The following is a 23681-nucleotide window of genomic DNA, read 5'->3' on the forward strand; positions in this document are numbered from 1 at the left end:
GTGAGCGTCCGGCGAAGGCATTTTCGCTTGGTCGAGAGGCCGATATTATAGGTCGCGTTTCATCTCGTCTGCCATTACGCGGTCGACCACATCCGGATCGCATTGTTCATCGACGAGAAACTGGCGGATTCCACCATCCCATGTCCGTATGTCGGCGAGGAGATTCTGGAGCTCGTCCACGCCGTTCTCGGTCAGGCCCTTTGTGCCGTATTCGCTGCCGTCGCGGACATAAAGCAATTCGCCTTCGCTGATATTATCCGAGTTGGCGGTCACCTCTTCGATCAACTCGAGGTTCTCGCCGATCATCTCAGCGACCTGTTTGAGGGTATAGATGATCCTTGAGCGTGCCATCACGCAGCCTCGTACCGGTCTTTTGCCGGAGTCCACTGCCACGGGAGCAGTTCCGCAAGTCGATCCTTGGGATGGCTCTGGATCCTGGTCAGGACGTCTGCCAGATAGGTCTCTGGATTGTGGCCATGGAGTTTAGCTGTTTCGATGATGGTCAGGATATTGGCGATGCGCTCGCCGCCCTTGTCTGACCCAGCAAAGAGCCAATTTTTTCTTCCAATTCCGAGTGGCCTCATAGCGCGCTCAGCTATGTTGTTATCGATTTCGACACGGCCATCGTCAATGTAGACGCTCAAAGCTGCCCATCGCGAGAGAGCGTATCGCATCGCTTCGGCAAGCTTCTGTTTCTGCGGCAGCGTCGAAAGCGACGTTTCAATCCAAGCCTTGAGGTCCGCCAGAATGGGTCTGGCGTGTTGCTGGCGCAGTGTTCGCCTCTCGTCGGAAGACATGCCGCGGATACGATCCTCGATATCGTAGAGTGCACCGATGCGCGACAGAGCCTCGTCGGCGATCGGAGATGGCTTGAGCTTGATCACATCATGGAACTTGCGGCGAACATGCGCCATGCAGGCGGCTTCGATGATCTGGTTGCCGTAAAGCTTGCTATAGCCAGCATAGCCATCCGCATGCATTACGCCGCTGAAGTCAGCGAGGTGTTCAGCCGGATGCACGCCCTTTCGGTCGGGGCTATAGTAATAGGCGATCGCTCCGGGCGTGGGATCCTGGTAGCCGCTGCCGTCGAAGACATAGACCCAGACCCTGCCGGTCTTCGTCTTTCCTCGTCCTGGATCGAGAACATCGACCGGCGTATCGTCCGTGTGTACTCGGTCGACCGCGGCGATATGGGCTCTGATCAGCAAGATGAGGGGCGAGAGCAGAACGGACACACGGCCAACCCAGTCCGCCATGACAGACCGGGAGATGTCTATCCCCAGCCGGTCGTACATCTCGGACAAACGATAGAGTGGGATATGATCGTCAAATTTGGCGACCATGATGTGTGCGAGCAGTCCTGGTCCAGGTTTCCCTCGCTCGATCGGCAAGCTCGGCATCTCACCCGATACCGTCGTGTCGCAGTCCTTACAGACCATGCGCTTCTCGATATGCCGGACGATCTTCACCGAAGCCGGCACATGCTCCATCACCTGGACCACCTTGTCGGCCGCCTTCAGGAACGACATGCCACCACAAGTCGGGCAACTGCAGGGCGCTGTGTACACCCGCTCTTCAGTTGGAAGGCCATCCGGCAGAGGTCTGCGTTTCGGCTTGTCGGGGGTATCATCCAGATCTGGCAGCAGGCCTTTTCCGGAACGAGCATCAGCCTCGGCGCGGGAAGCCTCGATCTCCTCGAGCATCAGCTCGAATTGCTCAATCTTCCGATCGATCTTTTCCGAGGATGCGCCGTGCTGCCGATGTCGGAGCAGTTCCAACTGCGCGCGCAGAAGGCCGATGATCGAGTCGCGTTTGATGACTTCGGCTTCTTGTGCGCTGAGTTTCGCCGCCTGTTCTGCGACGAGCGCGCGCAATGCCAATAGCTCGTCCTGACTGTCCAGCGGCGGTGCTTTCATGCCCAAAAACATAGCCGATTTGCAGCGAAAGCACTAGCGTTTTGCCCCGGATGTGCCTGTAAAATATAGCTTTTAACCCGTGCGGCCAGGGGCGGAAGTCCACGCTGGTCGGCGCCAGTCAATCCCCTCAACAAGCATCGACAACTGAGCCTGCGTCAGATGCGCAACACCATCTTTCGCCGTCGGCCAAGGAAAGTATCCGCGCTCGAGAATCTTGTAAAACAGGCAGAACCCTTGGCCATCCCACCATAGAAGCTTGATCCGGTCGGCGCGCTTTCCACGGAAGCCGAAGATCGCTCCGGAACCCGGCGCTTCCTTGATCACCGCCTCGACCATAGCAGACAGACCATCGATACCGCGCCGCATATCGGTCACCCCGCAAGCCAAGTAGACCCGCACATTTCCTGTCGGCCCGATCATGCAGCCTCAACACACGCGATCAACGATGACAACGTCTTGCGTTCAATGTCCGCCGGAACTTTCAAACTGCGACCATTTCGTAGCTGGATCTTGATAAGCGCGGGCGCCCCGCCGGCCGCCGGCATCTGCCCGAGGCTTACTTCGTTGACCAGGTGGACCGGAAGGAACGTTGCTGACACATCGAAGTGGCTAAGCGCTTTCCGCCATAAACGGATCTGCGCAGGATAAATGTCATGGCGACGAGCGACATCACCAATGCGAACGCCCGGTTGATCGGCTTCAGCCAATATCGCCAGCTTCGCTTCCTTCGACCACCGCCGCCTACGCTCAACGCCGGAAATGATCTCCATGCGAGCCATGCCAACCTCTCAGATCTGATATTAGTGCCAGCACTAATGCTGGTTCTAATGCCAGAACATCGCCTAACTGGCTCGTTCAGCAAAATCCGCTCACCGGACGCTCACGAGGTGCTTAAGGGCAGATACCTGTTCGCACTTCTACGGCAGTACGATCATCAGACAGCTTTGGAAGCGTTTGGGTCGCCGCGGCAGAAGGTGTTGTCTAGCGATGAAGTGCGTAGCGAATTCGCTCGCCTGGAAAAGCTCCGAGACGAACGCGTTCTGTCTCCCGACAACTATCCGGACCTAGCCACAATTGACGATGTGGGCAATCCGGCGAGCATTAATGAAGTCGATCCCCGTCACCTTGACCTTACGTTTGGTCCCGGCGTTCGCCTGAAGGCGATCACGATATCGCTGACGGACGATCCCGTGACCAAGGGCAATGTAGAGGCGGTCCTTGGTCCGGATTTCTTCAAAAAATGGTCCGTGCAGATGAAGGAAGACTTCAAGAAGAACGGACCTTTTGTCCAGCCACCATTCGCATTTCAGATTTCTCCAAACGATTTTGTGACAAGGAATTAGGCCGATGACTATTTCGCGGCAGTTGTTTCAGGCAATTTTGTCCATAGACTCTTACAACCGTGGATACAATCCGGGTCTCCAACTCACAGGCACCCGTATAGGGAGCGCCGTAATTGGTCGTGACTCGTCGATCTTGACTGAGGGTGATCAGCGACTCGATATCGACGCCGGATTCTATGCGATTTCCTACGACTGGGATGGTCCGACCGTTATTTCGTATCGCGGTACCAGTCCCCAGAGTGACGGTACTATTCTCGTTGACGTACTAAATGGCTATTTTGTGGGCGCTGGGCATTCAACCAACGACCAAGCCTGGCTGGCCGCACAATTCTATCAGCAAATAACGGGCACAGAAGCTGGAGATCCGACTGCGGCCAACGCGATTTTGACAGGGCATTCGATGGGCGGCGGTCTTGCCGGGTTTATCGCCGCCTTGTATCGCCAAGAAGCCTACATTTACGACAATATGACATTCGAGAATGCGGCCGAGAGCGCCTACGACATTGTTCGTGCTGCAACGCTTTTAAGCCGCCCCGGCATGTATTATTGCCTTGAGGGGTCATGACCATCCGGCTGGTCAATGGCCTGGAAGCCTTTACCGAGGAAAAACAACATCTGGTTACTCCAATCGCCAACGCTCCAGCTCAGCCAGAGTGAAGCGCGGCGTAATGTGCTGCGGGCAGTTCCAGTCGAACGCCTCCACCGCGATGAGGACGAGACGCTCCACCCTTGCGGGATAATCGGGTACGGTCAGCTTTTTCGCCAGCACCGGATCGTCTTCTGCATCGATGACGCGCATGTGACCATAGATTTTCAGGCGCCGCCGGTGCGCGTAGTCCATCAGAAACAGTGAGACGCGGTCATTGGCGCTGACATTGCCTGTCGTGATGTATTGCCGGTTACCGCGAAAATCCGCAAAGCCGAGCATCGATGCGTCAACCGTGGTGAGAAAGCCTGCAGGCCCACCACGGTACTGGACGTAGGGCCAGCCGGTCTCCGAGACACTGGCAAGATAAAAACCGTCGCGCGCGCCGATGAAGGCCGTTTCTGCCGGACCGAGGCGCTGGCTCTGCGCAGTTTCGGCTGCGTGAGCGCGCGCGCCGATCCGCGCCCACTGCTCCGCGCTGCCATAGTGCTCCTGTGCGGCCGCTACGGAGGGCGTCGTGGCGATACTGAGATATCTGCTGCTCATTCCATTCCTAACTTTCTAGACCGCCGGAGCTAACTTCAATCCTGCAAGGCCCAGTCCGCCACCTCCCAGCGCATCTGCCCACGGTCGGCGACGACACGGCCGAGCCCTGGGAAGGGCATGTGCGTGGCGGCGATGAGTGCGCCTTCCGAAGCGGCGCGAGGGAAAAAGCGGTCGCGCATCGCCTTGGCCGCTGCACGCTCCTGCTCGAACAGGAAGAACACGTCGGTCGCCCCCGGATGCACGACCGGAAAGATCATGTCCGAGACCATGATGAGGCTCTTCCCGTCATCTTCGACCCGCACGCCGATATGGCCGGGTGTATGGCCGGTCAGGTCGACAATTGAGACGCCGCGCACAATTTCGCGTTCTCCGTCAATCGCCTGGAGTTTCGGGTAGAGGCGCACCACCTCCTCCGCCATCTTAAAGCTGGTCTGCAGATAATCGGGCGCGCCGCTGCGCTTGGCCGGGTCGGTCCAATGGGTGACGTCGCGACGATCGATGTAGAGCTCCGCCTTGGGGTAGTTGTTCTTGCCTCCGGCGATCAGACCGCCCATGTGGTCCTGATGCATATGCGTCACGATCACCGCGTCGATCTGGTCAAGCTGCAGGCCAAGCGCACCGAGCGCCTGCGGCAGTTTACCGGTCTGCCCGATCGAGCCCGCTGCACCGGCATCGATCAGGATGCGGCGCTCGCCATCATCGATGAGATACTGGTTGAAGAGGAACCGCACCCCACTCGGCCGGGCGGTGAACTGAGCGACTGCCGCCTGCTCCACCTCGGCCGGGGCGCGTCCCGGAAAATAGTCGAAGGGCATATCGGCATACCCGTCTGTCAGCGCCGTCACCGCGAAGCGACCGATGCGGATCTGCGCCAGCGGCGTAATGCTGACCGGCGTTTTGGCGGTATTCTGCGCGGCGGCAAGGGCCGGTGCGCCACTGATCAGTCCTCCCCCGAGGAGGCCGAGAGGAAGAGCGCTGGCAAAGGCACGACGTGAAAGTTGAGGCATGACGTCTTTCTCCTGATCATTGGCAATACGGGGAGCCGGCCGGCGTCCCCTTGGCACGACACAAAAGCTAGGATATCCGAAATCAATAGGGTATCCTGCCATTTCAGGAACTTTCCTCTCAATTTCCGGAAGGATTGGATGGATCGGTTTGAAGCGATGTCGGTGCTGCTGGCGGTGGTGGACGCCGGCAGCCTCTCGGCTGGATCGCGGCGATTGCATGCACCGCTCGCCACGGTCAGCCGCAGGGTCGCGGATCTTGAAAAACGCCTTGGCGTGCGCCTGGTCCTGCGCACCCGCCGCGGCCTCACCTTGACGGATGAGGGGCGCAGCTTCGTCGCCGCGTCACGTCGTATTCTGGAGGAACTGGATGCGGCCGAGCGGCAGGCCAGCGGCGACTATGGCGCGCTGCGTGGAGGGCTGCATGTGACCGCACCGATTGCCTTCGGCGAGCGCCATCTGCTGCCAATAGCTCTGGAGTTTCTGAAGCAGCAACCCGATATCAACCTGCGCCTGACCCTCGCCGATCGGCAGCTAAGTCTGGCAGATGAGCACGTCGATGTGGCCCTGCGGATCGGACACTTGGCGGACAGCGCGCTTATCGCAACGCGCGTCGGCGCCGTCCGACGGGTGATCTGCGCGAGCCCCGACTATCTTGCCCGCCGAGGCGTTCCGCGTCAGCCGGAAGACCTCAGCCAGCATGACGGCATAAGCTTTCAGGGCTTTGCGACCGCGCCGGAATGGCGCTACCGCCGGGACGGCGCGGCCTTTACCATCGAGCCGCGCCCCAAATTCGCGGTCAATACGACGGAGGCTGCCATTCAGGCTGCAATAGCCGGTATCGGCATTATCCGCGTGCTGTCTTACCAGATCTCCGATCAGTTGCGCTCCGGTGCTCTGCACGAATTGCTGACGGACTTTGCACCGGAACCGCTACCTGTGAACGTTATCCATGGACCAGCCGATCCCCTGCCGCTGAAGGTGCGGTGCTTCCTCGACTGGATCGTCCCAAGCCTACGCGCGCAGCTGGCTTATTAGCGTCCCGCTTCAGGCGCACCACCGTTGATGGCAGTGAGGCGCACCGGTGCGAATGCTGCCAGATGCGGCCGTCCTTCCTTAAGCGCCTAACATGTCGTCTTCCGCTAAGAGCCAAAGCTTTCTCTAAGACTGAAATGGGGGCGCATTGCTACCGGGCCAAGTCGGACGCTGAGGACCCGGGCTGCCGTTCGATCCGCATTAATGCGCACAAGCTTAACAGCGTTATCGTAGCCCAGCTGATCCACGTTGTCCCGTTCCTGCGCTTGGTTTACCCAGGTCTCAATCGGGTTGATCAAGGACGCCGCGAGTGGGATGGGAAGCACTAGAGCTGTGGGGTAAAGACGCGGTTCGCATAGAACGGCTCGCTGGCGGGGTTGCCAATGACGTCTGGAGCGTGCACATCCACGGGCAACTTGCAGTCAGTCGTCTGGGTACCAGGAGCAACGCTGATCTGGCGTGGGAGGTTGAACTCCTCCGGCACCTTGACCGTGAAGGTCTGAGCGTGCCGGTGCCGATCCCGGCGGTCGACGGCCGGCTATTCGCGGATGGCCTGATGGTTATGAAATACATACATGGCGGACCACCCGAGACCGAGGGCGACTGGCGGCGCGTAGCCGAGACCCTCCGCGAACTGCATCGTTTGACGCAAGGCTGGCCGCAGCGCCCAGGGTGGCGATCCTCGACGGACCTCCTGCATGCCGAGACGGGGACGAGGATCGACCTTGCCGCGATGCCGCCAGATGGCGTCGCTCGATGCCGCGCGGCATGGGCACGGCTTATCGGACGTGAGACAAGCGTCGTCCACGGCAATCCCAACAACCCTGCCAACATCCGCATGACCACGGACCGCGTCGCACTGATCGACTGGGATGAGTCGCATATCGACGTGCCCGACCTTGACCTCGTCTTGCCCCATAATGCTGCCGATCTGGAAGCCGGGGCGTATGACATCGCCGCGCAAGCATCGGCCGCATGGGAAGCCGCCGTCTGTTGGGATGACAAATACGCGAAACAGCGACTTGCCGAAGTTCGAGCGGTCTAAGCGACGGCCGCTCATGGCGCATTGATGCCGTCGAAGCTTAGCTTGATCGACGTCTGCTTTCGGGAAGACGCCACCGCGGGCACTGCGACCGAAATGCGGGCGCAAAGCGGAAACCATTTCCACTTTGGGGCCGGTTGCGGATTGGCGGGTGCCCGAAGACGACCTTTAGCTTCGCTGCTCTCGACGGCGGTAGCGGGTGGAGAGCGGTCGTCGCCAAGCGGATCCCCGAATGACGTGTTTCGGGCCGCATTCCGGACGGGCAGATTCCTGGCGATGAGGATCGCAGAAGGTTAACTGCGGCCGGTGGTGAACTGACCGAAGGTGGAACTGATTACCCCGCTACATTGTATATCTCGGCAAGGTCGCGTAGATCCCAGTTCCCGCCAGACAACACCGCGCAGACTTTTTCATCGGGCTTGACGTCTATGCTGCCCGCCAACAGTGCTCCGACGCCAATCGAGGCGGCTGGTTCAGCGATCAATTTCGCATCCTTGGCAAGAGCACGCATTCCTGTGATGATGTGCTCGTCGTCAACGAGAACAATCTCGTCCACATATTTTTCGATAATCGGATACGGGTTTTGACCCGGAACGCTTATCCTCAAGCCATCCGCAATCGTGTTCTTCAAGGGAAGCGATGTGCGCTCCTTATTGATCCGGCTGTGAAAATACTTCGGTGTCAAGGCAGGCTCCGCCCCGATAACGCGCACCGATGGCTTCGTTTCCTTGATAGCCGTCGCGATTCCGGAGATTAGGCCTCCGCCGCCCACGGGAACGATGACCGTATCTATATCGTCCAGGTCCTGCAGGATTTCACAGCCGATCGTTCCCTGACCGGCCATCACGATGGGGTCCTCGAAAGCGTGAACAGTAGCGTATTTGTTTTCTTCAGCGATTTCATACACCCTTTTCCATCTGGCGGCGGTGTCGCCATCGAAAAGAATGACCTCTGCCCCGAGGGCTTTTGTGTTTTCGATCTTGATTCTGGGCGTGGTGACCGGAACGACCAATATCGCTTTTACGCCCAGCATCCTGGCGGCATAAGCAAGCCCTTGGGCATGATTGCCCGACGACGTCGCAATAATGCCGTTTGCGATCTCTGCTCTCGAGAGCGAGAGAGCCTTGTTCAGGGCGCCGCGGATTTTGAATGCGCCAGTAATCTGCAGGGTTTCCGGTTTGAGATATAGCTCACAACCAGCGGCTTTCTCTATTTTTTCCGCACGCAATAGCGGCGTGTGCTTGACGTGCGGTTTCAGCCGTTCCTGAGCTTCACGGATGTCCTGAATGGTGGGGTAGTTGCGCATAGTCATTACTCAAAGAACTGAAAGAACGTGCCGACGTTATTGGCTATGGCGTTCTGATAGATTTTGCTGGCTGTCGTATTGTCTTGTATGGCCATCCCCGTGGAATCGAAAATCGTGATTTCATCATCACTTTCTCGTCCCGGCTTCCTTCCCAGCAATACCTCGCCGATTTCACCATGGATGTCGTCTCTGGCGATGATGTTTTTATTCAGCGGGTGCCAGGTCTCGCCCTTTTCGGCGCACTGCGCAATTGAGTCGACGACTACTTTTGCGTTCCTGAAGAGCTCTGGATCCAGTTCTTGTTTACCTTGTTGATCTGTACCGATTGCAACGATGTGGGTGCCGGGCTTCACCCAATCCGCTTCCACAAGCGACCCTTTCCCGCGGGTCGTCGTAATCAGGATATCGGCCTGCTCAACGGCCTCTTTTTTGGAGTTTGCCATGATTACAGGAATGCCGAATTCGCTTTCGATATCCGTCTTGTATTTGGAAACCGTGTCCGGATTACTGTCCCATGCGTGGATCTCTTCGATCTTCATGATCTCGTTGATCGCCCGGATTTGCATTCGTGCCTGATTGCCTGTCCCGATCGATGTAATTCTTCTGGCATTTTTCCTTGCCAGTGCCATTACGGAAACGGCTCCAGCCGCCCCGGTTCTGAGACCGAGGATCAAGCTTCCATCCATAATGCAAATCAGCGCACCGCTCCTGGCATCAAACAGGAGAATGGTCGCCATGCCATTGGGCAGGCCGTGTGCTGTCGGGTTATCAATGAACCCTCCAGAAGACGCCTTCATGGAGATCACTTCATTGGCTTTGTAGTAACCAAGCTTGAAGTCAATCTCCCCCCGAGGCGACGGCAGATCTATTCCGATATAGTCAGGTTGTTCCACCTGATCACTGTTAAAGCCTTTGTAAGCCTCTTCCACCGCGCCGATGATTTCCGCCATACCGATTAGCTGCCTTACTTCATCCTTCTTGAGCAGCAGCGTTTTCATGCATGACCTCTCTATTGCCGGATTCATGGGACGCATCGGCACAGCCCGATCCGTGCCGCACTCACCATAGCGGGCGAACCGCGAGACTAGCGCCCGCATTCGCCCCGACCTGAAGCAGATTGTTTTGAATCGCATAGGGGCTTTGGCAGAGAGTTGCGGCAGGAGTTCTTCCGAGCTTAGGCGTCAGCGCGTAGGCTTCGCCGCGAGTGGGAACGCTTGAGAGGGAAGAGGATTCCATGACTATTTGGGACTTGACGTGTCGCGTCCCCTCGACCTGGCTCCCTCCCCATGTCCCGCCAACTTCTTCAGTTGTTCGGCTTACCCGCACTGCAATGCTGCTGGATGAAGTCCGACAGGAAGGTTGAAGCGTGAACACACCTCCGATGCACAGCGATCGCCTGAGGCACTTTCGAGAATGTCCCCTCAACAACGCGGAAACCTGGATTCTCTTCGCAGAAACGTGACAGGGACTCGGTCAAGCCCGCAGCCGCATCGCACCGGGAGGATACAAGCATGTCCAGGGCGGAGGCGGGATTTTCGGTATGGAGGACAATTGCATTTCTAACCTGTCGCTCAAGCTGCTTTGTATACGCAGCGGTTCTGGCGGCGGCAATGCGCACCCCTTCGACATCAACATGCTCCACGCTGCCCAGCGGGCTACTGTCTGACACCAGAAAGCTGGCGGTCACCGTGGTATAGGGGGGCGAGAAGGAGAACCTGTCGGCACGTGATGGATCGGAAGCAATGAACGCAACGTCCCACTCGTTGCCTTCGGCAGCGGCAAGAATGTCAGCGGCCGATCCGTATTGAACCAGCGACAAACCGCAGTCGAGTTCTGCCGCAAGTTCGATCGCGATCTGCTCGCTCGGCCCTGTTAGGGTGCCTGTCACTGGATCGAGTTGGACAAGTGCGGCATTCGACATGTTGACCGCCGCTCTGATGACTCCCGTCGGTGCGATTTCAGTGAGGAGCTCATCACGTTGCGGCATCGTGGTGCGCTCCGTGAGATGCAAATCGTGCCGCCAGTGCTTCCGATCCCCTTGCCAGGACAGCGACATCGACACCAACAGCAGTAAATAGTGTTCCCAGCGAGATGCACCGTGCCGCGAACTTCTCATCGGGGGTAAGAATGCCCGCAGGTTTGCCCAACGATTTCAGACGTTCAATCGCGTCGACAATTGCATCGACCACCTCCGGGTGGCTCGGTTGGCCCCTGTGTCCGAAACTCGCTGCCAGGTCTGCCGGTCCTACGAATACGCCATCCACTCCCTCTACAGAGGCAATCGCCTCCAGGTTGCCAAGCGCTTCCCGCGTCTCGACTTGTAGCAACAGGCAAATTTCCCGTTCCGCATTTTGCGCATAGTTCGCAACTCGCCCGAAACGAGTGGCGCGCGTCAGGGCAGAAACACCACGAATTCCATCCGGAGGATATCGCACGGCCGCGACTGCGGCTTTCGCCTCTTCTGCGTTCTGAACGTAAGGAATGAGCAGTGTCTGAACGCCAATATCCAGGAAACGTTTGATGAGAACGGGGTCGTTGATGGCCGGGCGGACGACTGGGGAAACGTCGTATGGTGCGACCGCTTGCAATTGTGGCAGGACGGTCAGAACGTCACCCGGAGAATGTTCCGTGTCGAACAGGAGCCAATCGAAACCTGAAGGCGCAACGATTTCCGCGGCGTAGTTTCCCGGCAAGCCACACCACAGTCCGATCTGACTTTGACCAGCAAGAAGCTTCTGCTTGAACCGATTGACAGGATGTTCCATCTAGCACCTCAAACGAACGACACGCCGATGGAGCCAACAGGGCCATAGTCGGCCTGAATGACATCACCTTTCGCGATATCGACAGGACGCGTGAAGGAGCCGGCCAGGACTATTTGTCCCTTCTTCAGGCCACCGCCCACAGCATGAAGTTTGTTGACCAGCCACGCGATGCCGGCTGCCGGATGTCCCATGATCGCCGCCGACACGCCCGACTCCTCGATGATGCCGTTCTTGGAAAGAGTCGCTCCGACCCAACGGATATCAATGTCCATCGGGCGAATTATACGGCCGCCAACGACGAGGGCGCCGAAAGCCGCGTTGTCCGCAATGGTATCGGTGATCGCTCGAGGGACTTCGGTCCGGTAGTCGATAATCTCGAGCGCCGGGACAACGAACTCGGTCGCACGCATGACGTCATAGATCCTGGTGCCGGGCCCGACGAGATCCTCACCCATAACAAAGGCCAGCTCGACCTCGAGGCGCGGCTTGATAAACAAGTCAGCCCTGATCTGCGCTCCGTCGTTGTAGAGAGCATCGTCAAGAATGCAGCCGTAGTCCGGCTCCGTCATTTTCGAAGCCATCTGCATTGCGCGTGACGTCAGGCCGATCTTATGCCCCACGATCCGTGCGCCCTTGGCCACCCTCGCCTCCGCCCACAAAGCCTGAATCCGGTAGGCGTCCTCGAGTTCGAGGTCCGGGTAGGTCTCGCTTGGCTGTATGATCGGCTTCCGCTCGATTTCAGCTTTGAGCAGCGCGTCTGCCGCGGCCCGGCGTTCTTCTTCGGTGATCATATCGTTTGCTCTGCTGATAGTGAATTTATTTGATCGGGGGACGCGGCAAAACTGCTTCGCCGGGTTCCATGACATAGGTGTAGTCGAGCGAGAACCATGGACCAGGAATATCCGTTTCGGTCGGATGGGGCTCCTCATGGCGAATGAAGTCGCCGGTCAGGGCCGCCGTGACACCGAACTGAACATCGGAGTCGATGTTCGGGTCGCTGGGGTCGAAGACCTGGGAAATCAGCGTCTTGTATCCGTGCTTGAAGATCAGTGCATGCAGGTGCGCCGGTCGGTACGGATGACGTCCCTGAGCTTTGAGCAAGCGTCCGACCACGCCATCGACCGGTATGGGATACCCGACCATCTTGACGGTCCTGAACCAGAACCGACCTTGCTCGTCGGTCATGAATTTGCCGCGCAAGTTCATCTCGGCCTGGTCCGGGTCCTGGTTTTCATAAAGACCGACGGGAGATGCATGCCACACATCCACTTCGGCGCCGGCAATTGGCTTACCGTCGCGGTCAACGACCTTGGCATGCACGAACAAGGGAGTGCCCGGCGTCTCGGATCGGATAATCGTTCCGCCATTTTCGACTCGCGGAGAGTTGAGGCGCCAGAATGGGCCCAACAGCGACTGGGAGGTCTCAGTCTGTCCTCTGTCGCCATTGTTCAGCAGGCAGACAAGTGAAGACACGCCAAGAGAACCGGCCATCAGCACAAACTCGTTGTGGTGATCAGTATGCAGCTTCCCGATCTCATTCAGCATGGCTGTCGCCTCCCGAAACTCGACCTCCGTCAGTCGAACCTCGCGCACGAAGGCATGAAGATGCTTGACCATCGCGACGAGGATTTCTCGCAGGCGGGGGTCTTCAGTGCGATTCATCACAGCGAGGACGGCTGGCGTCAGATCGCTTTCAGTTTTGATCACCATGTGGGCTACCTCCCGATTTCCTCGACTATCCAAATAATCGATTATCTGTCAAGGTCGCCGTACATTCTTGGCGGCGCCAATAGCCGAGAGAAACAGGATATGGCCATGGTAGTCCATTGATTCCAATACATATTAATCGCACAAAGTTAGCTGAGGCTCGACTTTTTGCAGATTTCAGAGCTCTCACGTTGACACGAATAATCGTTTATTGTATCGATCATCGACAATTAGTTCGGGGAGCCTTGGGAGGAACAATGGTACCGGATGACGACGGCGCATTTGCTCCGACGACAGAAGATGCCCCATCGTCTTCTGGATTTCTTGACGACGGCAAAAACACAATTGGGAGCCAGCTTGCATCCCGTCTTCGTGAGGCGATCATCTCCGGCGAGCTTCAGGCCGGCAGCAAGATCAATCTCGACAAGGCGCGCAAGACGTTCAACGTAAGCCTCAGTCCGCTGCGTGAAGGGTTGGCGCGGCTGATATCGGACGGCCTAGTGGAGTTCGAGGACAATCGCGGCTACCGCGTTTCATCAATTTCCTTGGCCAATCTGGAAGAGATCACCACCCTGCGCGAAGAGTTTGAAGTCTTTGCGCTTCGCGAGTCCATGCGGCTCGGCGATGTGGAGTGGGAGGGCAACGTCATGCGCGCGCTGCATCGCCTTAACCGCACCGAGCGCGACGCGGCTCGGCCAGAGACACTGGAGCGCTGGGAAGAGCTCCACCGCGAATTTCATCTGACACTCATCTCTGGCTGCGGGAAGCCGATCCTGCTCCATTTCTGCAGACTGCTTCTTAATCTCAACGACCGTTATCGCCGGGTGTTTCTGACCCGCACGTCGGGTGACCGCAACGTTAGCCAAGAGCACAGTGAGATTGCTCAGGGAGCCGTCGCGCGGGATCTGGACTATTCGTGCGATATGTTGCGTCAGCATATTCACCGCACGGGAACCAATCTGCGCAATCACCTCGCGACAAAGGGGATCTTGTGATGACCGTCGCGACGCCAAGACCGGGGCTTGAACTGGGCGTGGCGCATTTTTCATCCATCGCGCTGCCGCCCAAGGAATTCGCCGTGATAGCTGCTCGGGCGGGTTTTGCGTCGATAGGCCTGCGTCTGCACCCCGCCTTTCCCGGAGCCCCTTTCTACGAGTTGCCTGTGGGCAGCCAGAGTGCCCAGGAGTTCAAGACAGTTGCCGATGGCGAAGGCATCAAGGTGTTCGATATCGAGTTCTTCGTGATCGACGAGAGCTTCGTTGCGGCCTCCCATGAGGCGACCGTGGCAGCCGCTGCGAACATAGGGGCCTGCCGGCTGAGCGTTTGCGGCGATGATCGAGACGGCGGCCGTCTTGCCACAAACCTTTCTGAGTTTTGCGCCCTCGCGGCGCGATATGGCATGTCAGTCGACATCGAAAACATGGGCTGGCGGACGGTAAGAACCTTTCGCGACAGCGTAGCGGTCGTGAATTCCTGCGGAGCAGAGAACGTCGGTGTCCTTGTTGACGGGATTCACTTCTTCCGAAACGGAGCCTCGATCGACGAGCTTCGCGCAAATGCAGGGAAGGTAAAACACGTCCAGCTTTGCGACGTCCGCGGGCCTGCTCCCAAAACATCGGACGCAATGATCGCCGAGGCGAGAAGCGGCAGGCTCGCTCCTGGAGAAGGCGAATTGCCATTGAAGGACCTCTGGGCGGGAACCGAATACGGCGCTGCTATCTCGGTTGAAGTGCCACTCGTCGGGCCGGTGGCCCCGGAGGCACATCTAAAACATCTGCATGACAGCGCATTGGGGATTTTGAAACCGGATCATTGATTCGGCGCCGACGCGGCGTACGCCGGTCGGAGGGAGGAAATCTTACATGACTTATACGTTTGATTTCGGTGCGGTCCTCGACCGCGCCCCGGAATTGCTATGGGGTTCGCTTGGAACGCTTGGCCTTGCGTTGGCTGGGATGCTCCTCGCACTCGTCATCGGAATCCTGGGCGTTGTTGCAAGGACTTCCAAGAGCGAGATCACGCGCACCCCCGTGATCGTCTTCGTCGAGGTCGTTCGTAATACGCCATTCCTCGTGCAGATCTTCTTCATATACTTTGCCCTCCCTCTCATGGGCATCCGCCTCAATCCGACCGTTACGGCGATCTTTGCCCTCGGCATCAATGGTGGGGCGTACGCAATCGAGATCATCCGAGGCGGGGTCGAGAGCGTGTCGCGCGGCCAGATCGAGGCAGGTTTCGCACTTGGACTGCACAAGGCGGACGTCTTCCGGCTCATCGTGCTCAAGCCGGCACTGCGGGCGATTTATCCCTCGCTCACAAGCCAGTTCATCATGCTGACACTGACAACGTCTGTCTGCACGTCAATCGCCGCCTACGAACTGACCTCGGCCGCTCAGCGCATTGAGTCTGACACCTTCCGCAGCTTCGAAGTCTATTTCACGGTAACCGCTATCTACCTGGTTATTTCGACCCTGATGATGGGCCTCTTTGCCCTCATTTCTCGCCACTACTTCAACTACCCGACGCGATAGGAGGCAGCCATGGGTCCCATCGGCGAAAATGAATTCTTCTTTCTGATGCAGGGTTTGAGGTGGACCGTGCTGCTCGCGATCGTGGGCTTCATCGGTGGGGGGATATTCGGAATCCTGATCGCGCTGCTGCGCACCTCGAAGACGAAGGTCGCCCGGACGATCACCGCAGGGTATATCGGCGTCTTCCAGGGCACGCCCCTTCTGATGCAGCTCTTCGTTGTCTATTACGGCGTTGCGCTGGTGGGCGTCGAGGTCAACGCCTGGATCGCGGTCGCAATCGCCTTCACGCTCCATGCCAGTGCTTTCCTGGGCGAGATCTGGCGCGGCGCCATCGAGGCTGTGCCGAAGGGCCAGACGGAGGCCGCCAACGCCCTCGGTCTGCATTATGTCTCGCGGATGAAAGATGTCATCTTGCCGCAGGCCCTGAAAATCTCGATGCCGGCCACGATCGGCTTCCTTGTCCAGCTCATCAAGGGCACGTCGCTAGCAGCAATCGTCGGCTTCATTGAACTGACTCGCGCCGGCCAGATCATTTCAAACCAGACCTATCGTCCGCTGCTCGTCTTCGGGATCGTCGGCGCAATCTACTTCATCATTTGCTGGCCGCTCTCCCATGCCGGAAGTGGCCTCGAAAAACGGATGGCGAAAGCTGCCCGCTAACCGCTTCGCTCGAAGCGAAACTCTTGAGGAGGAGAATAAGCATGCATAACAATCGTAGGAATTTTCTCGGACTTGCACTGGCAACCGTTGCCTTCGCAACCGTTGGCGCTGCCGCCGCCTCTGCGGCAACTGTAGAGGAAATCAAGGCAAAGGGCACGCTTGTGGTCGGCATCCAGGGCGACAATGCGCCATGGGGGTTCGTCAACACAAGCGGTCTGCAGGACGGCTTCGACGCTGACGTCGCCAACCTTTTTGCCAAGGAGTTGGGCGTGAAGGTTCAATTCCAGCCGCTCGCCGTTGCCAACCGAATTCCTGCGCTTACGACCGGCAAAGTCGACATCCTGTTCGCAACGATGGCGATGACGGAAGAACGTGCGAAGTCAATTCAATACAGCAAGCCCTACGCCGCTAACACGATTTCGCTTTATGCCGCGAAGTCCGACACGGTTACGAAGCCTGAAGACGTTGCGGGATGGGAGATCGGCGTTCCGAAGTCCAGTTCGCAGGATAAGGCAGTAACGGACGCCGTCGGATCCACCGCAACGGTCCGCCGCTTTGATGACGACGCCGCAACCATCCAGGCTCTCGTCTCCGGACAGGTAAAGGCGGTTGGCGGCAACCAGTTCTATGGTCAGCGTCTGGATGCGGCGAGTGCCGGCACCTATGAGCGCAAGATTGACTTTCTGACGACCTACAACGGCGTCGGGACCCGTCTCGGCGAGAAGGACTGGAACGAAGCCGTCAACGCCTTCATCGAGAAGATCAAGGCCAATGGTGAGCTGGCCGCCATCACGAAGAAGTGGATGGCGATCGATCTGCCGCAGTTCCCGGAGTCCATTCCGAACATCCCGTTCACCGTCAATTAAAGCCCAAATGGAGAGATCCGTGCTCAATTCCGCAAACGATCAACCGACGCTGATTTCCCTTGAGGATGTGCAGAAGTGGTACGGCGCTTTCCATGCCTTGAAATCCATCAGTCTGTCGGTCCGCAAAGGCGAAAAAATCGTCCTCTGCGGGCCGTCAGGCTCCGGGAAATCAACGTTAATCCGCTGCATCAATGCCCTCGAAACGATCGAGGAAGGCAAGATCGTCGTCGAGGGTCAGGTACTGGACGGAAGCACCAAATCCGTCGATGCGATACGGCGCGAAGTGGGAATGGTTTTCCAGAGCTTCAATCTCTTCCCGCACATGACCGTACTTCAGAACTGTACACTCGCCCCGATGCGTGTTCGAGGCACAAGCCACGCTGACGCAGAGCGACTGGCTCGAAAATATCTCGAGCGCGTTCGAATCCTTGATCAGGCCGAAAAGTATCCTGCGCAGCTATCCGGCGGGCAACAACAACGCGTTGCCATCGCTCGCGCGCTCTGCATGGAGCCGAAGGTCATGCTCTTCGACGAACCAACCTCTGCCCTCGATCCTGAAATGGTGAAGGAGGTGCTCGACACCATGATCGGGCTCGCCCGTGACGGCATGACGATGATCTGTGTCACGCACGAAATGGGCTTTGCCCGCCAGGTCGCTGATCGCGTCATCTTCATGGCCTCCGGAGAAATCGTCGAAGAGGCCGAACCGGAGATCTTCTTCAAGTCTCCCAAGCACGAACGCACGAAAACCTTCCTCGGCGAAATCCTTGCCCACCACTGACGTTCGAAAGCGATACCAATGCACGACAAGAAATTCCTCGTGGGACTGATCGGGGCCGACATCCAAATGTCAAAGTCCCCGGCGCTCCACGAAACGGAGGCTCGACATCAGGGCTTCGATTACCGTTACGAGCTTCTCGATCTGGCCGAGCGAGGCCTTCCCGCCTCGGCGCTGCCGGACCTCCTAGATGAGGAAGAGCGGCGCGGTTTTGCCGGGAGCAACATTACACATCCGTGCAAGCAGTCTGTGATCGCCCACCTCAGCCGCCTTTCCGAGGATGCAGAGATGCTAGGTGCGGTCAACACAGTGGTGTTTCGTGACGGCGAGAGGATCGGCCACAACACTGATTGGTACGGCTTCTACGAGAATTTCCAGCGCGGCCTTCCGCACGTCGCGAAGTCGCATGCCGTCCTGCTTGGCGCCGGCGGCGCCGGTGTCGCCGTGGCGCATGCTGCAATCAAGCTCGGTATTAAGCGATTATCGATCTTTGACCATGATTCGAAACGAGCAGAAACCTTGGCTGGGCAGTTGAACGATCGGTTCTCAAGGGATTGCGCTCGTGCCACGACGGATGTCGGCAGCACCCTGCGCTCCGCCGACGGCCTTATTCATGCGACGCCGACGGGTATGAAGAGCCATCCTGGTTTGCCGATCGACCCGGAATGGCTTCTGCCACAGCATTGGGTCGCCGACATCGTCTATATGCCGCTCGTCACAGAGCTCCTTGCTCTCGCCGAAAGAAAAGGCTGCCGGACCCTTCGTGGCGGCGGCATGACCGTCTACCAGGCAGCAGCGGCTTTCGAATTGTTCACCGGGATAGCGCCCGACGCAGAGCGCATGTCCCGTCACTTTATGGACTTGTGCCGCCTGTCGGCTTGATGGGGAGATCCCAAATGCCCCATATCATCATCGATTATAGCCGGGGCGCGGGCGAGCATGTAGCCATGGACCGGCTCACGCTGAGCGTGCATCGCTGCGTTCGCGATGGCGGACTTGTGAAACCCTCCGCCGTGCGCACGCTTGCGCGAGAGGCGGCATACTCCTGCGTGGGCGATGAGCATGTCGATAATCATTTCATCCAAATCATCGTGCGGATGGCACCGGGTCGTACTGCAGAGACCAAGCAAAAACTCCTCACCGTCGTTCTCGACGCCGCGCGGGAGATCGCCGCGCCTTCTCTCGAAGCTGGGAGGCTCGGCTTGCGTGTGGATCTCTACGAGTCGGACCCTGATTTTGCCGTTCAAGCAATCGCGTTCGTCTGACCAGGACGGCGTGCTCAACAAGGACACTATACTATGAGCCTGATCTACGTTCTCAATGGACCAAACCTCAACCTGCTTGGCAAACGCCAGCCGCACATCTACGGGCATGAAACGCTCGCAGACGTAGAGGCGGACTGCCGCAAACTGGCAGCCGAACTCGGCCATGAAATCCGCTTTCATCAGAGTAACCGGGAATACGAGATCATCGATTGGATTCATGAGGCGCGCGAGGACGGTGCGGGCATCGTCATCAATCCTGCAGCCTTCACCCATACCTCACTCGCCATCCTCGACGCTCTGAACACATTTGAAGGGCCTGTGATCGAGATCCACATCTCCAATGTGCATAAGCGCGAAAGCTTCCGGCACTATTCGTTCGTTTCGCACCGCGCGGACGGCGTGATCTGCGGCCTTGGAACAGAAGGATACCAGCTTGGCATCCGACGCGCGGCGACAATGATCAAGGCGGCGAGGTGACCATGACCCAACGGGTCAAGCTGGCCGTACTTGGCGCAGGCCTCATCGGTAAGCGCCATATTCAGCACGTCCTGGCCGAGCCCTCGGCGCAACTCAGTGCCGTGGTCGATCCCACGCCGGTTGGCGAGATTATTGCCAAGGAAGCCGGCGTGAAGTGGTTTACAAGCTTCGCGGACATGATTGCCGCAGACCGACCTGACGGGATCATCGTGGCTACGCCCAACCAGGCTCACGTCCAGAGCGGGTTGGAAGCCGTTGAAGCCGGCGTTCCCGCACTCATCGAGAAGCCTATCGCCGACGACATTATATCCGGGGAAAAGCTGATCGCAGCGGCTGAGGCAAAAGGTGTTCCTCTTTTGACCGGCCATCACCGCCGACACAATCCGGTGATGCAGAAGGCAAAGGAAATCATCGAAAGCGGGAAGCTCGGCCGCGTTCTTGTTGTCAATGCGATGTTCTGGCTGTTCAAGCCCGACGATTACTTCGACATCTCGTGGCGTCGTGAGCGCGGTGCGGGGCCGGTTTTCCTCAATCTCATCCACGATGTCGATAATCTGCGCTACCTTTTCGGCGATGTGGCTGCGGTTCAGGCATGCGAGTCCAACGCGGTGCGCGGCAACGCAGTTGAGGAAACGGCTGTGATCCTGATCGAGTTCAAGAATGGAGTTTTGGGAACTGCGACAGTCTCGGACGCGGTGGTCGCACCGTGGAGCTGGGAGATGACAAGCGGAGAGAATCCGGCTTATCCCAAAACCGAGCAATCCTGTTACATGATCGGAGGAACGCATGGGTCGCTGGCTGTTCCGTCGCTCGAGGTCTGGCGCAATCCTGGTAAACGGAGTTGGTGGGAACCATTTGACCAAACGCGTATCGAGGTCGACGACGAGGACCCGCTCGTTCTGCAGATCAGGCAATTCTGCAAGGTGATCCGCGGAGACGAACCGCCGCTTGTCAGCGGGCGTGAGGGGCTCGAAACCTTGAGGGTAGTCGATGCGGTAAAACGCTCGGCGGCAACGGGAGAACGTATCGAGTTGAACTGACGCCGAGTAATGTGACCGCCTGCTCGCCCTTCGCGTCTCCTTGCATCCGATGCGATGAGAACGCCGGCTCAACACCGACTTTGGGCATCGCGCTTCCGGCGGAGGAAATCGTCGCCGCCGCTCTGTCTTCGCCGCCATCGAAACGCGCCTGCTTCGGCAACGACGCAACGCTTCATCGAATTTCTGGGTGACTGCTTGAACCAACTTAACGCAGAAATCAACGTCCGCCTTGACGTGCCTTTTTGTCATTCGGTACTTGGAGCCGGATGTCCGCAACGGGTCGAAACGCGTCGATCGCAGCTTCCGAGGTAAGGTCTGGAAGTGGCGCAAACCTGCAACTCGGCGGCATCTATGCATGTCCGCTTCCGGGATACCACCGTGCTCTGCTCAGTGTTGGGCCACGAGGATCGCATAATGTATCGACTGGAATGGGGTTTCGGTCTTTCGGTTGCAGCCGGCGGCGTTGAGCTCGCGCTGCTGAACGGCCAACGGCAGTAACCTTCAAGGCGAGATATTCGAGCGAAATTCCCGCGGTCCGTTGCCGGTTGCCTTTCGGAATGCCCGGGCAAAATTGGCTGGGGAGGAATATCCTAGCTCCGCCCACCGAAATGCAGTTATTCTTAACAGGAGTGAATAGTTGACGCGCTACCTACCCCTGGACGCCAACGGTGGCGCGAAATCAAGACCGTATATATCCTTGGTCGTTGGCCTAAGCGTCACTCTGCTCTCTGCTTGTGCAAGCCGGCCGACAGGCGTCCTCGAGCCAGTCGTAGCCGTCTCATCGGCCAGCCAGGTTGAGATGTTGATCGCGACGACGCGGGGCCGAGCCACAAAGCGAGGCGAAATGTTTAGCGGCGAGCGCGCGCCTAGTCCGACGTTTGCGGACATTACGGTGTCGATCCCGCCTGACGCTGCCCGTAAGGCGGGCGAAGTCGCCTGGCCACGCAAACTTCCGCCCAACCCGAAGACGGACTTCGCAACGCTGAAAGCTGAGGAAATCAACCGAGCGACGGCCGAAAATTGGTTGAACACGAAAGTGCGAAAGAGCCCGGATGGTAGCGTCCTTGTCTTCATCCACGGGTTCAACAATCATTGCGAGGATGCAGTCTTCCGCTTCGCGCAGATCGTCCACGATTCAGGTGCCCGGAGTGTGCCGGTGCTCGCAACGTGGCCATCTCGCGGCAGCCTTCTGGCCTATGGCTACGATCGCGAAAGCACGAACTATACGCGCAATGCCGTGGAAAGCTTGTTCCAGTATCTGGCGCGCGATCCAGAGGTGAAGGAGGTCTCGATCCTCGCGCATTCGATGGGCAACTGGCTTGCACTCGAATCCCTGCGCCAGATGGCCATCCGCAATGACGGACTTCCGGGCAAGTTCAAGAATGTCATGTTGGCGGCGCCGGACGTCGACGTCAACGTTTTCAGCTCGCAGATCGCCGATATGGGCAAACAACGTCCGCGCTTTACACTTTTCGTGTCCCGTGATGATCGCGCCCTCGCAGTTTCTCGACGTGTCTGGGGCAATGTTTCCCGATTGGGCGCCATTGATCCGGAGCAGTCTCCCTACAAGGAGGAACTGGCAGCGAACGAAATCTCGGTCATCGATCTCACCAAGATCAAAGCGGGCGACAATCTGCACCACAGCAAGTTTGCGGAGTCGCCAGAGATCGTCCAACTGATCGGTACTCGTCTGTCTAGCGGACAGACCTTAACCGACAGTCGCCTGGGACTTGGCGACCACATCGTGGCAGCGACGGCGGGAGCCGCGCAAACAGTTGGAACCGCCGCGGGCCTGGTTGTTTCCGCTCCGGCCGCGATCGTCGATCAGAACACAAGGCAAAACTACGCTCAGCATGTCGAGATGCTTGTCGGGCCATCCAGTGGAACGACCACGACCAATAGCGTTTGCGGGAAGAATAATCGGGCTAGGAGCGAGAATTGTAACCAGTAGCGCGAAAGACCTTAACGCAAATACCATTTGGCCAAACCGCGATCTTCATCGATGTCTGATCGAGGACGCGGATCGATCTTGGTCGCATCAGCGACCACCAATGGGGAAGCACCAGCGCAATGCGGAAGCAACCTGACATCGCGGGAGACCTTGGTCCGATTGTCTATGTCATCGATGACGACCCGAAGATTCGTGACGCGCTGATTGACCTCTTTGCCGCCACCAACAAGCGGGCAGCCGCCTTTGCCAACGGCAAGGAGTTCCTGGAAACGGCCGACATCGATGCGGCGGGGTGCGTTCTTGTTGACTTCAGAATGCCGGGGCTCAATGGGCTCGATCTTCAGGATCGGTTAGCGACCATGGGCAGCAGTCTCCCGGTGATTTTCTTGACGGCCTTCGCGGACATACCGACCAGCGTGCGTGCAATGAAAGCCGGTGCCACGGATTTCATAACCAAACCGTTCGACACCACGGAACTCCTCGATGCGGTCGAGTACGCCATCGAGCTCAATCGCGAGCGACGTAAAGACTCTGCGGAAAAAGACCAAATAGACGAACTCATAGGTTCTCTCACTCCGCGCGAAAACGAAGTGATGCAGGCCGTCGTCCGTGGTCTGATGAACAAGCAGATCGCCTTCGAGCTTGGGATCAGTGAGATGACGGTCAAGCTCCACCGGATGAGCCTTATGCGGAAAATGCAGGTCAAATCACTCGCAGAGTTGGTCCGTACGGTCGAGCACGCGCGGCGCTGACGGCGTTGCATCGAAGAGCCGAAGACGGTGACGCGCCCGAGATCCGCTGTC

General features: G+C 58.1%; 28 protein-coding genes. 16 read left to right on the forward strand and 12 right to left on the reverse strand.

Going from position 1 to position 23681, the window contains the following annotated elements; translation table 11 throughout:
* Positions 1-45: 45 nt before the first annotated feature.
* From ACTJKM_RS32155 to tnpA, 4 genes are all read right to left on the reverse strand, one after another.
* Positions 46-351 carry a hypothetical protein gene (locus tag ACTJKM_RS32155; protein ID WP_440660022.1) on the reverse strand — a complete coding sequence of 102 codons (306 nt, stop codon included), beginning with the start codon at positions 349-351 and terminating at the stop codon, positions 46-48.
* Positions 351-1916 (reverse strand): IS66 family transposase, encoded by a 1566-nt coding sequence (gene tnpC, locus ACTJKM_RS32160; protein WP_440660024.1) that lies wholly within the window; start codon positions 1914-1916, stop codon positions 351-353. Before tnpC ends, ACTJKM_RS32155 begins: the two co-directional genes overlap by 1 nt.
* Before the next feature lie 72 nt (positions 1917-1988).
* Entirely contained in the window at positions 1989-2336 is a 348-nt protein-coding gene (tnpB, locus tag ACTJKM_RS32165; RefSeq protein ID WP_018240454.1) for an IS66 family insertion sequence element accessory protein TnpB, read from the reverse strand.
* Positions 2333-2686 (reverse strand): IS66-like element accessory protein TnpA, encoded by a 354-nt coding sequence (tnpA, locus tag ACTJKM_RS32170; protein WP_440660025.1) that lies wholly within the window; start codon positions 2684-2686, stop codon positions 2333-2335. The genes tnpB and tnpA overlap by 4 nt, the downstream gene beginning before the upstream one ends.
* Between tnpA and ACTJKM_RS32175 the strand changes: the two genes are divergently transcribed.
* Together ACTJKM_RS32175 and ACTJKM_RS32180 are read left to right on the forward strand one after the other, a co-directional pair.
* Complete coding sequence (locus ACTJKM_RS32175; protein ID WP_440661646.1) at positions 2570-3259, forward strand: hypothetical protein; 690 nt, start codon at positions 2570-2572, stop codon at positions 3257-3259. The two genes, tnpA and ACTJKM_RS32175, sit on opposite strands and share 117 nt — an antisense overlap.
* Positions 3260-3263: 4 nt before the next feature.
* The gene (locus tag ACTJKM_RS32180) at positions 3264-3824 is read left to right on the forward strand and encodes a hypothetical protein (RefSeq protein WP_058328435.1); all 561 of its coding nucleotides are present in this window, start codon (positions 3264-3266) and stop codon (positions 3822-3824) included.
* Positions 3825-3878: 54 nt separating this feature from the next.
* Here ACTJKM_RS32180 and ACTJKM_RS32185 read toward each other — a convergent pair whose 3' ends face one another.
* Together ACTJKM_RS32185 and ACTJKM_RS32190 are read right to left on the reverse strand one after the other, a co-directional pair.
* Positions 3879-4451: a pyridoxamine 5'-phosphate oxidase family protein gene (locus ACTJKM_RS32185; protein WP_058328434.1), complete on the reverse strand. Its 573-nt coding sequence runs from the start codon at positions 4449-4451 to the stop codon at positions 3879-3881.
* Positions 4452-4486: 35 nt separating this feature from the next.
* Positions 4487-5458, reverse strand: a complete 972-nt coding sequence (locus ACTJKM_RS32190; protein ID WP_058328433.1) for an MBL fold metallo-hydrolase — start codon at positions 5456-5458, stop codon at positions 4487-4489.
* A 138-nt stretch (positions 5459-5596) separates the two neighbouring features.
* Here ACTJKM_RS32190 and ACTJKM_RS32195 point away from each other — a divergent pair, with 138 nt between their 5' ends.
* Both ACTJKM_RS32195 and ACTJKM_RS32200 read left to right on the forward strand, forming a co-directional pair.
* The gene (locus ACTJKM_RS32195; protein ID WP_058328432.1) at positions 5597-6493 is read left to right on the forward strand and encodes a LysR family transcriptional regulator; all 897 of its coding nucleotides are present in this window, start codon (positions 5597-5599) and stop codon (positions 6491-6493) included.
* 307 nt (positions 6494-6800) lie between these two features.
* The gene (locus tag ACTJKM_RS32200; RefSeq protein WP_058328431.1) at positions 6801-7535 is read left to right on the forward strand and encodes a phosphotransferase; all 735 of its coding nucleotides are present in this window, start codon (positions 6801-6803) and stop codon (positions 7533-7535) included.
* Positions 7536-7866: 331 nt separating this feature from the next.
* On the opposite strand, the gene ACTJKM_RS32205 is transcribed toward ACTJKM_RS32200, so the two are convergent.
* The 6 genes from ACTJKM_RS32205 to ACTJKM_RS32230 form a co-directional block, all read right to left on the reverse strand.
* Positions 7867-8844, reverse strand: coding sequence for a threonine/serine dehydratase (locus ACTJKM_RS32205; RefSeq protein ID WP_197423486.1), 978 nt, complete (start codon positions 8842-8844; stop codon positions 7867-7869).
* Complete coding sequence (locus ACTJKM_RS32210) at positions 8844-9836, reverse strand: ornithine cyclodeaminase family protein (RefSeq protein WP_440661615.1); 993 nt, start codon at positions 9834-9836, stop codon at positions 8844-8846. Before ACTJKM_RS32210 ends, ACTJKM_RS32205 begins: the two co-directional genes overlap by 1 nt.
* A 305-nt stretch (positions 9837-10141) precedes the next feature.
* A complete protein-coding gene (locus tag ACTJKM_RS32215; protein ID WP_058328430.1) occupies positions 10142-10825 on the reverse strand; it encodes a transporter substrate-binding domain-containing protein in 684 nt (227 codons plus the stop codon).
* On the reverse strand, positions 10812-11603 hold the full coding sequence (gene hpaI, locus ACTJKM_RS32220; protein ID WP_058328429.1) for a 4-hydroxy-2-oxoheptanedioate aldolase: 792 nt from the start codon (positions 11601-11603) through the stop codon (positions 10812-10814). The genes ACTJKM_RS32215 and hpaI overlap by 14 nt, the downstream gene beginning before the upstream one ends.
* Before the next feature lie 8 nt (positions 11604-11611).
* Positions 11612-12394, reverse strand: coding sequence for a fumarylacetoacetate hydrolase family protein (locus tag ACTJKM_RS32225; protein ID WP_058328428.1), 783 nt, complete (start codon positions 12392-12394; stop codon positions 11612-11614).
* A 25-nt stretch (positions 12395-12419) separates the two neighbouring features.
* Positions 12420-13313 (reverse strand): intradiol ring-cleavage dioxygenase, encoded by an 894-nt coding sequence (locus ACTJKM_RS32230; RefSeq protein WP_058328427.1) that lies wholly within the window; start codon positions 13311-13313, stop codon positions 12420-12422.
* A 254-nt stretch (positions 13314-13567) separates the two neighbouring features.
* Here ACTJKM_RS32230 and ACTJKM_RS32235 point away from each other — a divergent pair, with 254 nt between their 5' ends.
* The 12 genes from ACTJKM_RS32235 to ACTJKM_RS32290 all read left to right on the forward strand — a co-directional run bounded on the left by ACTJKM_RS32235 (position 13568) and on the right by ACTJKM_RS32290 (position 23630).
* Positions 13568-14305: a GntR family transcriptional regulator gene (locus ACTJKM_RS32235; protein WP_014766263.1), complete on the forward strand. Its 738-nt coding sequence runs from the start codon at positions 13568-13570 to the stop codon at positions 14303-14305.
* Positions 14305-15126, forward strand: coding sequence for a sugar phosphate isomerase/epimerase family protein (locus ACTJKM_RS32240; RefSeq protein ID WP_058328426.1), 822 nt, complete (start codon positions 14305-14307; stop codon positions 15124-15126). Before ACTJKM_RS32235 ends, ACTJKM_RS32240 begins: the two co-directional genes overlap by 1 nt.
* Positions 15127-15172: 46 nt before the next feature.
* Positions 15173-15841 (forward strand): amino acid ABC transporter permease, encoded by a 669-nt coding sequence (locus ACTJKM_RS32245; RefSeq protein WP_058328425.1) that lies wholly within the window; start codon positions 15173-15175, stop codon positions 15839-15841.
* Positions 15842-15850: 9 nt separating this feature from the next.
* Positions 15851-16501 (forward strand): amino acid ABC transporter permease, encoded by a 651-nt coding sequence (locus ACTJKM_RS32250; protein ID WP_058328424.1) that lies wholly within the window; start codon positions 15851-15853, stop codon positions 16499-16501.
* A gap of 41 nt (positions 16502-16542) precedes the next feature.
* The gene (locus ACTJKM_RS32255; RefSeq protein WP_058328423.1) at positions 16543-17367 is read left to right on the forward strand and encodes a transporter substrate-binding domain-containing protein; all 825 of its coding nucleotides are present in this window, start codon (positions 16543-16545) and stop codon (positions 17365-17367) included.
* A gap of 7 nt (positions 17368-17374) precedes the next feature.
* Entirely contained in the window at positions 17375-18148 is a 774-nt protein-coding gene (locus ACTJKM_RS32260; RefSeq protein ID WP_058328422.1) for an amino acid ABC transporter ATP-binding protein, read from the forward strand.
* An 18-nt stretch (positions 18149-18166) separates the two neighbouring features.
* Entirely contained in the window at positions 18167-19027 is an 861-nt protein-coding gene (locus tag ACTJKM_RS32265; protein WP_058328421.1) for a shikimate dehydrogenase, read from the forward strand.
* Between the two features lie 14 nt (positions 19028-19041).
* Complete coding sequence (locus ACTJKM_RS32270; RefSeq protein WP_058328420.1) at positions 19042-19410, forward strand: 5-carboxymethyl-2-hydroxymuconate Delta-isomerase; 369 nt, start codon at positions 19042-19044, stop codon at positions 19408-19410.
* Between the two features lie 33 nt (positions 19411-19443).
* Positions 19444-19887, forward strand: coding sequence for a type II 3-dehydroquinate dehydratase (gene aroQ / locus ACTJKM_RS32275; RefSeq protein ID WP_058328419.1), 444 nt, complete (start codon positions 19444-19446; stop codon positions 19885-19887).
* A 2-nt stretch (positions 19888-19889) separates the two neighbouring features.
* Positions 19890-20927 (forward strand): Gfo/Idh/MocA family protein, encoded by a 1038-nt coding sequence (locus ACTJKM_RS32280; RefSeq protein WP_058328418.1) that lies wholly within the window; start codon positions 19890-19892, stop codon positions 20925-20927.
* 691 nt (positions 20928-21618) lie between these two features.
* Positions 21619-22878, forward strand: a complete 1260-nt coding sequence (locus ACTJKM_RS32285) for an alpha/beta hydrolase (protein ID WP_440661645.1) — start codon at positions 21619-21621, stop codon at positions 22876-22878.
* A gap of 119 nt (positions 22879-22997) precedes the next feature.
* Positions 22998-23630: a response regulator transcription factor gene (locus ACTJKM_RS32290; protein WP_058328417.1), complete on the forward strand. Its 633-nt coding sequence runs from the start codon at positions 22998-23000 to the stop codon at positions 23628-23630.
* Positions 23631-23681: the final 51 nt, after the last annotated feature.

The sequence above is a fragment of the Ensifer sp. 22460 genome, from assembly GCF_052044935.1.
In the GTDB taxonomy this organism is placed as follows: Bacteria; Pseudomonadota; Alphaproteobacteria; order Rhizobiales; family Rhizobiaceae; genus Ensifer.

Bases quoted from the DNA above. Each gene is read 5' to 3' on its own strand.
- ACTJKM_RS32155 (WP_440660022.1), bottom strand. From the start codon at position 351: ATGGCACGCTCAAGGATCATCTATACCCTCAAACAGGTCGCTGAGATG.
- tnpC (WP_440660024.1), bottom strand. From the start codon at position 1,916: ATGAAAGCACCGCCGCTGGACAGTCAGGACGAGCTATTGGCATTGCGC.
- tnpB (WP_018240454.1), bottom strand. From the start codon at position 2,336: ATGATCGGGCCGACAGGAAATGTGCGGGTCTACTTGGCTTGCGGGGTG.
- ACTJKM_RS32175 (WP_440661646.1), top strand. From the start codon at position 2,570: ATGGCGACGAGCGACATCACCAATGCGAACGCCCGGTTGATCGGCTTC.
- tnpA (WP_440660025.1), bottom strand. From the start codon at position 2,686: ATGGAGATCATTTCCGGCGTTGAGCGTAGGCGGCGGTGGTCGAAGGAA.
- ACTJKM_RS32180 (WP_058328435.1), top strand. From the start codon at position 3,264: ATGACTATTTCGCGGCAGTTGTTTCAGGCAATTTTGTCCATAGACTCT.
- ACTJKM_RS32185 (WP_058328434.1), bottom strand. From the start codon at position 4,451: ATGAGCAGCAGATATCTCAGTATCGCCACGACGCCCTCCGTAGCGGCC.
- ACTJKM_RS32190 (WP_058328433.1), bottom strand. From the start codon at position 5,458: ATGCCTCAACTTTCACGTCGTGCCTTTGCCAGCGCTCTTCCTCTCGGC.
- ACTJKM_RS32195 (WP_058328432.1), top strand. From the start codon at position 5,597: ATGGATCGGTTTGAAGCGATGTCGGTGCTGCTGGCGGTGGTGGACGCC.
- ACTJKM_RS32205 (WP_197423486.1), bottom strand. From the start codon at position 8,844: ATGACTATGCGCAACTACCCCACCATTCAGGACATCCGTGAAGCTCAG.
- ACTJKM_RS32210 (WP_440661615.1), bottom strand. From the start codon at position 9,836: ATGAAAACGCTGCTGCTCAAGAAGGATGAAGTAAGGCAGCTAATCGGT.
- ACTJKM_RS32215 (WP_058328430.1), bottom strand. From the start codon at position 10,825: ATGCCGCAACGTGATGAGCTCCTCACTGAAATCGCACCGACGGGAGTC.
- hpaI (WP_058328429.1), bottom strand. From the start codon at position 11,603: ATGGAACATCCTGTCAATCGGTTCAAGCAGAAGCTTCTTGCTGGTCAA.
- ACTJKM_RS32225 (WP_058328428.1), bottom strand. From the start codon at position 12,394: ATGATCACCGAAGAAGAACGCCGGGCCGCGGCAGACGCGCTGCTCAAA.
- ACTJKM_RS32230 (WP_058328427.1), bottom strand. From the start codon at position 13,313: ATGGTGATCAAAACTGAAAGCGATCTGACGCCAGCCGTCCTCGCTGTG.
- ACTJKM_RS32235 (WP_014766263.1), top strand. From the start codon at position 13,568: ATGGTACCGGATGACGACGGCGCATTTGCTCCGACGACAGAAGATGCC.
- ACTJKM_RS32240 (WP_058328426.1), top strand. From the start codon at position 14,305: ATGACCGTCGCGACGCCAAGACCGGGGCTTGAACTGGGCGTGGCGCAT.
- ACTJKM_RS32245 (WP_058328425.1), top strand. From the start codon at position 15,173: ATGACTTATACGTTTGATTTCGGTGCGGTCCTCGACCGCGCCCCGGAA.
- ACTJKM_RS32250 (WP_058328424.1), top strand. From the start codon at position 15,851: ATGGGTCCCATCGGCGAAAATGAATTCTTCTTTCTGATGCAGGGTTTG.
- ACTJKM_RS32255 (WP_058328423.1), top strand. From the start codon at position 16,543: ATGCATAACAATCGTAGGAATTTTCTCGGACTTGCACTGGCAACCGTT.
- ACTJKM_RS32260 (WP_058328422.1), top strand. From the start codon at position 17,375: ATGGAGAGATCCGTGCTCAATTCCGCAAACGATCAACCGACGCTGATT.
- ACTJKM_RS32265 (WP_058328421.1), top strand. From the start codon at position 18,167: ATGCACGACAAGAAATTCCTCGTGGGACTGATCGGGGCCGACATCCAA.
- ACTJKM_RS32270 (WP_058328420.1), top strand. From the start codon at position 19,042: ATGCCCCATATCATCATCGATTATAGCCGGGGCGCGGGCGAGCATGTA.
- aroQ (WP_058328419.1), top strand. From the start codon at position 19,444: ATGAGCCTGATCTACGTTCTCAATGGACCAAACCTCAACCTGCTTGGC.
- ACTJKM_RS32280 (WP_058328418.1), top strand. From the start codon at position 19,890: ATGACCCAACGGGTCAAGCTGGCCGTACTTGGCGCAGGCCTCATCGGT.
- ACTJKM_RS32290 (WP_058328417.1), top strand. From the start codon at position 22,998: ATGCGGAAGCAACCTGACATCGCGGGAGACCTTGGTCCGATTGTCTAT.